This window comes from Klebsiella sp. K5-306 (assembly GCF_051835185.1).
Taxonomy (GTDB): domain Bacteria; phylum Pseudomonadota; class Gammaproteobacteria; order Enterobacterales; family Enterobacteriaceae; genus Klebsiella; species Klebsiella oxytoca.
Window position 1 is genome coordinate 1 of record NZ_JAIFJY010000037.1, and the last position, 8,838, is coordinate 8,838.

Here is an 8,838-nt window from a genome sequence, read left to right on the forward strand (position 1 = left end):
CGGTGGCCTTCGAGCCACTGCTTTTCCGCCAGACCGGGGGCGATGGCGGCAATGTGCGCGGGTTCACCGGCCACCAGCAGCAGGCGGACTTTGTGGCGCCAGAAACGGGTATAGCGGCGGCGGAGATGGGTGGCTATTTCTTTCGATAGCATCGGGCGTTTCAACGCCAGCGTCTTTGCTGATGTACTCTGTCCAGCCGCTGATGAACGCCTGGCTCGACTGATGATCCAAAGATGTATCGCCAGAAAAACCAGAGATACGACACATACCAGCACAATCCAGAGAAGACCGCACACCAGTAGAATCGGATAGATAACCGACCATTTTGCAGCATGGTCACCTATGAAAAACCAGTACGCCAGTCCCCCCAGTAAAATAAGGAACGTGATCGCCACGGCTGTAAGTACCACCGTGAACGCAGCAGAAATAGTTTCTTTCTGATTTTTATCTGTTTTCATGAGGTTTAACAATTCCAAGCGCCAGGGGGTGTAAAGGATCAGTGGCTATCCAGCCGCAGGGTTGCGACTGGCTTTGTGCGAAAATGGCAGCAAGTGATATCACGACAAGCGCCTCAAGTTTTCCCGTATTACCCCAAAAATTGTCCTGCAAATGATGAGTAACGTTCCAGCCGCTGCCTGCCAGTTCAGATTGTTGCGGGTGAGAAAAAAGAATGCAGGCGTCAGGTGCTGCGTCAAGTTCACTTTGCTTCTGTGCTCGTTCACAGACATCCTTCAAATATTCCGTTGCCGATGGGGAAAAATATTCCCCCTGTGAGAGCAATACAGCCCCCTCAGCACTCACAAGCCACAAGGCAGCGGCTTCTCCGGCAGGCAGCAAATCCTCTGCCGAGGGGACTTCAGACTGGCACCCAGCCACCAGAATTTGCGTGCCATCGCCCTCTGAATCCAGAAAGGCTGCAATATCTGACAGTGAACGTTCTCCCTTCCACATAATCGGTAATTCAGGCAGCACAATGCCTGGAAAAGAGTCCTTTATCTGTGCAACAAACGCCTGCCATACGCTCTCGCTCCCCTGCCAGTAAAAGCGCTGCGGCGAGACCAATTTTTTGCCTTCGCGCTGCCGTTTCCACTGTAGTACCAGCATACGAGCCAGTTGATTTTCACGTTCCGTCGCATCGGAAGAAAAAGAACGCGCCACACGCAGCGCTTTACCGTTTGCCTCCTGACGTTCTGCTGGCGCTTTTTGCTCACGCTTAAGCAAACGCAACCAGTCCATCATCTCCGCCCCGGCAGGGCCAATCAGCACCACATCCTCCAGGGAAAACTGCCGACGATGCTGATACCACCAGTGACTTTGTACCTGTGCCACCTCCGCTTTCCAGGTGGATGAGTGGTGAATTGAAAACCGGTAATACAGCAGAGAAAGAAGCCAGAAAAGCCCCATGACGGTTAACGTGAACAGCATCGCGGCAAAAACGATCCCGGAGCTTGCATCTGTTCCCCGTAATAACGCACTCGCAGCGCCGACCGCCGGGACCAGTAATGCTCCGGCCCCCAGCCAGCGTTTTGCCGCAGGCGGTTTAGCGGTGCGATAATCAGGAAAATCAGGTAGCGGTCTCACTGTGCAATACCGCAGTCGGGAAAAGAACTCACCAGCGTACAGCCACAGGCGCAGCGGTGTCCGTGAAGAGCGACGGGCTGACCATCCACTTTTGACAGCGAACTGCCTTCAATAATCGTGGTCATACCATGCTTATTGCATTTTACCGGATCGCCTTTAGTGGCAATGCCTTTTCCAAAACACAGATAATGTCCGGCCAGAACTTTACCGCCATACTCCCGCAGGGTATCGCCTTCGCGTATTACCTGTTTCATATTTATTCCTTGTATTATTTACACAGGCATCCGTATATCAGAACGCCATTTCGTTATGGCCACAGTGAGGCTATCGCCGCTTTCGTACTGGCCAGTTTTTCCGCTTCCCGCGATTGTTGCTGCCAGGCGATTAATTCCGCTGGCTCGTTTGTCAGCGCAGGTTGAAGGGGAAGATCGGACAACATGGTAAGGGGAATATCCGCAGAGCTGTTTACCACGGATATTTTTTGTTTTATTTCAGGCGGGGAGTTTTCACCCATAATAGCCCCTCCTTTCTCAGCTCGCTCGATAATAAAATCAACGTCAGGAACCGTATCTTTAAATCTCCCCTCAATAAAGCGCCCGTATTTCACAAGAGGTGTAATATTTTTACTCATCAGCTCACCGAAATAGATCATCCGGTATAAAAAGTAACTTCCCCACGGTTCCCTGGCATCAAGCGTCGCCTGCATAAACCAGGCCCTGGAATCATGAACCTGATCGTCAAATAATGCTCTGACCAGCCCTCCGGGTTGTTGCTCGTTGCTGCTTTCCCCCTGAGGAGGAAAGAGCATTGAATATTTTTCATTGGCCTCTTTTTTTATCTTTATATATTCGCCACTTACATCATCATCGCTGAAGGTATAAACCAGGTTACTCAGTTTATCCATTCCCTTATATATCCAGTTTCCGGTTACGGCACGCTGTTTTAGCTGATAGTCCTCGCGAAATTCTTCCGCAGCCTGGCGCAGCTGCGTCTGCCCCAACGCGGGATCAAAATCTTTCGGCCCCGGCGGATAGGGGATATAGGTATCTTTTTCAGCAGACTCCTGCATTTTACGCCGTGTTTTCTCTACTTTCCGCTGTTTTATATCTCGCGCCTGTTCGGAAGCCTCTCTAATTTTGGGGTCGCTGTCTTTATCCATGCCGTTTGCGGCTGCATCAATATAAAACCGCTGTTTTGTATAGTTGCCACTCGCATAGCGACCGATACGCCAGGCGGTTATCCAGGTGATTTGATCTTCCAGCGCGGTAATAACGTTGACTGATGCACGTACAGGTTCGTATCTGGCAGCATTCTCATCACTTATTTTTTCCAGAGATGAGGGAAGGTTTAATGTTAATTCACGCCAGGCGTTGAAACGCGCAACAAGTCCTTCTTTGACAAAAAATTCTCGTTGTAACTCTGCAGGCATTATCCGCCAAGTTTGCGGTAAGAGATCTTTTGGTAACGCTGTTGGGAACACCTTCAATGGCGCACCAGCGTTAAACGCCGCTGCATATATATCATGCAATGCAATTTGAGATAGTAAATAACCGTCATCGCCCCCCACCGCTTTTCCCTGATCACCAGGTGGATAACCGCCCCCAATATCTGAATGCATACCGGGATACACCATCTCTCTGGCATAGGACGGATAGGTTCCGTCATGGCGGCAAATCGAATCCAGTGGAAAACAAAGTCGCTGCTCATGAGCGGAAACCAGATGCACGCAATTTTTAATCAGGCCGTTATCGGGCAGCTCCATTGCATTATCGGCCCAGCCCATATGTCCTTCCGCAAGAGGGGCGATATGCGCCACGCCAACAGAGGCCACCGTATCCAGCAATCCCAGAAATTCGACGCTCAGCGGCACCTTCCAGTTAGCGCCTTCCAGCGTCAGACAGAGATCCGGCTTCGTTCCTTTTCTGAAAGCATTGGGCAGCAGTTCAACCAGCCAGTTGACAAAGGCCCTTGCCGCCGCCGCTCCGCGTGAAAAACCGTACACATACAGCTTAATCCCCAGCAGTTTCGGTTTACCGGGTTCAGGTTGCTTTAACGCCAGCTTCAGCTCGGGTTCCAGATCTTTTAAAAGCTGCCGGAATACTATTGGACGTCGGTATTGACCTGAAGCCCCGAAATCTTCTGTACGAGAGGTCATGTCTTTCACCGCTTTCCAGCTTTCATTATCGGATAAAGCAGGTTTGCCCAGCGTGCGTCTTAAGGTATCGATAATGCGAATAAGCGCCCAGTTAATTCGTTCTTCGCCATAGGTGGCAAAGGCCATGCCGGGCGTGCTGTAATTCAGATCCGACACTTCCGGAAAGGGGGTGCCGACGCCAGGGATGTAGTACTTGTAATATTTATTCCCCGACGTCCCTTCCATATCCACCAGTTCCTCGGCGTGTCCCTGGACGCCACCGGCGTGCCCCTGGCCAATGGTTGCGCGAAAAAGACGGGCAATATTGGTGGGATGTTTAGGAACGTCGATATAAAGATCGTTGTTCAGATTATTACCGGTGCCGTCGAAAAACAGGCTGATATGCAGCGTCTTACAGCACGGCGGTTCCACCAGTCGACCCGCCGCCTGGCAATGTTCATTGCGGTAAGCCAGTTCATGGCTGTCCTGCTGCTTACAGTTTTGACCGACTAACGCCGCTTGTGTGGGTAAACGTCCCTGTTTCGGAAATTGCGGAGGATACCAGACTACATCAGGTTTCATTGTGGACATATTTGGGGTTCCTCCATTTTGATCGGATCTTTAATCGGATAATTTGGGTTATCGTAGTCGTAGCAGCTGGTGGTGACTTTTATTTGATCGCAGGGTAAAAAGTGGATCTTTATTCCGCAGGTTTTTTGTCCGGAATAATCGGGAACAGGGACTATTTTTGTATGCACTTTATTCAGTGCCTTAATTTTCTTATACCACTCTTCCTTTTTATCGGAATATGCTTGCCATACTTGGTAAGAGGCTTTCGTATCAGGACGTTTCGGCTCAGGGATTTCAGGTACATCATCGGCAAAAGCCACACCCGTTTCCCACTCAACTTTCACCCTCATCCCCGGTTTCCATTTCGTCGGCACGCCGTAACAGCAGCCACCGCCGCCCCCCTGCCAGGGGCCGATAATATCCAGCCCTGACTGCCCGTCTACGCTGAAATAGTTTATCGCCCAGTGGGTATGGTTAACCGCTTCTATGGTGCCGCTACCGCCACTGATGCTCTCCTCTTTCGCGGGTCGATCGCAACCTGTCAGCAATATCGCCACAGTGATAAAAACAAGGCGTGTCAGCCATCGGCCCAGTGCTGGAAATTGCGGAGGATACCAGACTACATCAGGCTTCATTGTGGACATACTTTGGGTTCCTCCATTTTGATCGGATCTTTAATCGGATAATTTGGATTGCCGTAGTCGTAGCAGCTGGTGGTGACTTTTATTTGATCGCAGGGTAAAAAGTGAACCTTTATTCCGCAGGTTTTTTGCCCGGTATAATCGGGAACAGGGACTATTTTTGTATGCGCTTTATTCAGTGCCTTAATTTTCCTATACCATTCTTGTTTTTCATCAAAATACACTTGCCATACTTGATAATAATTTTTCTCGTTCATCCCGGAGGTATCAGGTCGTTTCGGCTCAGGAATTTCAGGTACATCATCGGCAAAAGCCACACCCGTTTCCCACTCAACTTTCACCGTCATTCCCGGTTTCCATTTTGTCGGCACGCCGTAACAGCAGCCACCGCCTCCCCCCTGCCAGGGGCCGATAATATCCAGCCCTGACTGCCCGTCTACGTTGAAATGGTTTATCGCCCAGTGGGTATGGTTAACCGCTTCTATGGTGCCGCTGCCGCCGCTGACACTTTCCACTTGCGCCAACTGATCGCAACCTGCCAGCAGTGTCGCCACAGCAATAAAAACAAGGCGTGTGAACCATCGTCCCTGTGCTGGAAACTGCGGAGGATACCAGACTGCATCAGGCTTTATTGTGGACATACTTTGGGTTCCTCCATTTTGATCGGATCTTTAATCGGATAATTTGGGTTGCCGTAGTCATAGCAGCTGGTGGTGACTTTTATTTGATCGCAGGGTAAAAAGTGAACCTTTATTCCGCAGGTTTTTTGCCCGGTATAATCGGGAACTGGGACTATCCGGCTATGTTCCTGGTTCTGAGCTTTTATTTTTTTTTCCCATTCTAAATATTTAGCGTCATCTCCATATCCTGGAAAATCCATTGAATAACCGACACCCGTTTCCCATTCCACTTTCACCGTCATTCCCGGTTTCCATTTCGTTGGCACACCGTAACAGCAGCCACCGCCGCCGCCCTGCCAGGGGCCGATAATATCCAGCCCTGACTGCCCGTCTACGCTGAAATGGTTTATCGCCCAGTGGGTATGGTTAACCGCTTCTATGGTCCCGCTGCCGCCGCTAACATTCTTTTCTCTGGCAGGCCTGTCACAACCAGCCAGCAATATCGCCGCAGCGATAAAAACAAAGCGTGTCAGCCATCGTCCCTGCGGTGGATACCAGCCTAAATCAGACTTTATTATAGACATATCTCAGGTTCCCTTATTTTAGCCGGATAAACAGGGTTATCATTAGATTCAACCGTCATCTAATAGCCGCTTATTGTTTGGTCTTTTTTTTTCAAATATTTTTTGGATCCATGTCAGAGCCACAATGAGGACATTTATCGATTTTATAGTTAACAAAATTCATGCATGATGAACATCTGTATATGTGTCCGGTATGTTTTGGCCAACGCTTATCAGGAAAAAACAAAGCGATAAAAACACTAATAACAGGAAATATAAAATAAAAAGAATTTGCCGGCTCTCCCCAGGATAATAGCATAACTATCGCTAAAAACATCATAGACGCTTTGATAAACAAAACACAAAACACCAGAGCAATAAAAAAGCTTTGTTTTTTCCAGACAATGATTCCAACCAGTAATATTACCGTTCCAGAGATAATAACTTTTGTATCACTATCCAAATACATAACCCCTCCGATGTAAGTAGCTATGATCCCTATTGAAAATACCACTCCTGATGACTTTATAGATTATTAACACCAGAACTGCATTCATCAGAATAAATTTTATTTTTAAGAATATACTCAGCCACCCACTCATTACGTTTATCTTCGAAAAGCACACCTTCTTTTGTCGCAGCCAGCATAGCCTTAAAGCAAGCAGAAAATTCACTTTCTCTGTTCATAAAAAGGTTCTTCGGTAATGGCAGATAAACCAATAATTGTTTTGCATCACACAGACACATCAGACTTTCAAACTGATTATCAGTAAATATGATTTGCTCACTCAATTCCTCTTCACCTAATGCTGCCCCGTTTCCTTCCAGCAAAACAGGTGCTTCGTCGCGATCCAGCCAGCTCCAGAATAATGTCGGTCTGTGGAGCTGACTTTGCTGTTCATCACTAAGAACATGGGTAAAAAGATACGAAAATATACGCGTATCCCAGAAGCGAAATATCCCTGCACGCCCCTCATGCTGCGCATCAATGCAACGGATCAACCATTCAGCCAAAACTTCGAACCGCCAGGATGACCCCAGCACCAGTAAAGGCGCTGTTGCCACAGCTTCACGAGCCAATGCATATAACCACTGCACCTGCTGAGCATCTTCCAGCTCAATACGTACCAGCAAAGGCGCATCGTCCGGGTAAATATTCTCCGGCAATCCCTGGTAGAGGGACTGCCATTTTATTGCCGGAGAAAACCCGGAAAGAGCCGGAATGACGGAGAAATTCACGCCGCACTGATCGATAATCATATCGACATAATTGTGACCAATCTGCTGACACGTCAGCTGGATTTTATCCAGCCAGATCTTTATGTTGTCCATTTACGCGTCCCTCGGCACAAAACCCTGAGCCAGTTCCTGAGCCCGTTTGAGGCATTCTTTACATACTGATGAAGGCAGATCGGGCAACTGAAAATCTTCGCTGGCTGGCCCCTGCAAATTATGTTGTCCTTTCAGACTTAACAGGCCAGGTCCATGAATTTCAATTTCTCCCTGCGGAGTCAAGCGAATGTAAGCGCCGCCACACCCAATAGTGATACCATTCTTCGCCGTAAGCTGAAGATGTCCCTGTGTGGACTGTACGGTAACATCCTGAAGAGACGTTAATGAGAGAATATCGCTATGAGATTCGATATTCAGCGGGCCTTTTGCAGATACCAGACGAACACCTTCCTGGCGGGAAAGTAACGATATCGCCTGGCTGGCATTCACTGCAAGCCTCTGCTCGCTGGCAATACTGACTTCTCCAATACTCTGCATATACAAACCGTTGCCACTGTGCAGAAGAATGCTTTCTGGCGTAACGCTCCCTATCCCCTCCGGTGCTTCCATCAACAATACCGGTTTCTTTATCTGGTCCGCCTTTTCAACAAACTGCTTTAACGTATCCATATCTGGTGAGAAATTACGGTGCGTTTGCGTCACACTCTCCCAACCGGCAATAAGGTTTTGCGCCCCCCTCAACAGGCTGGTTGCAGGCTCCATCGCCAGCTGCTGCCCCTGCGCTTTCATCTGTGCATCAGCGGTGATGAATATCCCTTTCCCGGCCCGTATCGCTCCGTAGCTGTCGGTACGCAGCTCGAATCCCTCCCCGCGCGGCTGTTTTCCGCCGTCCACCAGATGCCCCAGGTTCAGCTGGCTCTTGCCGCCGTACTCCGTGCTGACCTTGATGTGCTCTTTTCCCCGCGCGTCGTCGAGGCGGATTTTGTTGTTCGCCGGCGTGCGCAGCACGTTACGTTTATAGTTCCGGATGGTGACAGGGTCCGGGTGCGCCGAGTCGTGCAGGACACCGGCTATATACGGCCGGTCCGGGTCGCCCTGTTCAAAGGCGATGGCCACCTCGGTGCCCGCCAGCAGCGGCAGATGCAGGCCGTACGTGTCACCGGCATACGGGCGCGCCTGGCGTACCCACAGACTCTCTTCTCCCGGCTGCCAGTGGTCGCGGTCGAACAGCAGGTTGACCCTGTAACGCCCGTCGCGGTCGATATGGCCGTAGATATCACTGCTTTTCGTGCTGGTGACCCGCGCCGGCAGCGTCCCGGCCATCACCGGCCTGGCGATAGTGGCCGGGCGGAAGCCGTAATCTTCTAAGTACGGGATGGCGTGGAAGGCCACCTCAAAACTGCGGTCGCGCCGGGCGCGGCTGTGGAGGTGGGTTATCATCACCCCCTCCCGGAAGGTGCCGGTGACCTCTTCGCCGCCGCTCACCTTCAGTTCCT

The 8,838-nt window shown here is 50.1% G+C and carries 9 protein-coding genes and 1 pseudogene; all 10 read right to left on the reverse strand.

Features of this window, described 5'->3' with window-relative positions:
- Positions 1 to 458, reverse strand: a pseudogene (locus tag K2184_RS28495) (type VI secretion protein VasK); the annotation flags it as partial.
- The gene (locus K2184_RS28500) at positions 445 to 1,581 is read right to left on the reverse strand and encodes a hypothetical protein (protein ID WP_224251330.1); all 1,137 of its coding nucleotides are present in this window, start codon (positions 1,579 to 1,581) and stop codon (positions 445 to 447) included. The gene K2184_RS28500 and the pseudogene K2184_RS28495, both read right to left, overlap by 14 nt.
- Positions 1,578 to 1,835 carry a PAAR domain-containing protein gene (locus K2184_RS28505; RefSeq protein WP_004101503.1) on the reverse strand — a complete coding sequence of 86 codons (258 nt, stop codon included), beginning with the start codon at positions 1,833 to 1,835 and terminating at the stop codon, positions 1,578 to 1,580. The genes K2184_RS28500 and K2184_RS28505 overlap by 4 nt, the downstream gene beginning before the upstream one ends.
- A gap of 53 nt (positions 1,836 to 1,888) precedes the next feature.
- Positions 1,889 to 4,306, reverse strand: coding sequence for a T6SS phospholipase effector Tle1-like catalytic domain-containing protein (locus K2184_RS28510; RefSeq protein ID WP_094963560.1), 2,418 nt, complete (start codon positions 4,304 to 4,306; stop codon positions 1,889 to 1,891).
- Positions 4,294 to 4,929, reverse strand: coding sequence for a DUF3304 domain-containing protein (locus tag K2184_RS28515; RefSeq protein ID WP_094963561.1), 636 nt, complete (start codon positions 4,927 to 4,929; stop codon positions 4,294 to 4,296). The genes K2184_RS28510 and K2184_RS28515 overlap by 13 nt, the downstream gene beginning before the upstream one ends.
- Positions 4,917 to 5,567 (reverse strand): DUF3304 domain-containing protein, encoded by a 651-nt coding sequence (locus tag K2184_RS28520; protein ID WP_004112480.1) that lies wholly within the window; start codon positions 5,565 to 5,567, stop codon positions 4,917 to 4,919. Before K2184_RS28520 ends, K2184_RS28515 begins: the two co-directional genes overlap by 13 nt.
- Positions 5,555 to 6,130, reverse strand: a complete 576-nt coding sequence (locus tag K2184_RS28525) for a DUF3304 domain-containing protein (protein WP_017146033.1) — start codon at positions 6,128 to 6,130, stop codon at positions 5,555 to 5,557. The genes K2184_RS28520 and K2184_RS28525 overlap by 13 nt, the downstream gene beginning before the upstream one ends.
- A 91-nt stretch (positions 6,131 to 6,221) precedes the next feature.
- Positions 6,222 to 6,572, reverse strand: coding sequence for a hypothetical protein (locus K2184_RS28530; RefSeq protein WP_163525865.1), 351 nt, complete (start codon positions 6,570 to 6,572; stop codon positions 6,222 to 6,224).
- A gap of 62 nt (positions 6,573 to 6,634) precedes the next feature.
- Entirely contained in the window at positions 6,635 to 7,441 is an 807-nt protein-coding gene (locus tag K2184_RS28535; protein ID WP_163525864.1) for a DUF4123 domain-containing protein, read from the reverse strand.
- Positions 7,442 to 8,838 (reverse strand): DUF2345 domain-containing protein (locus K2184_RS28540; RefSeq protein WP_439237809.1); only part of this gene is annotated, 1,397 nt, incomplete at its 5' end. It lies immediately after the preceding gene.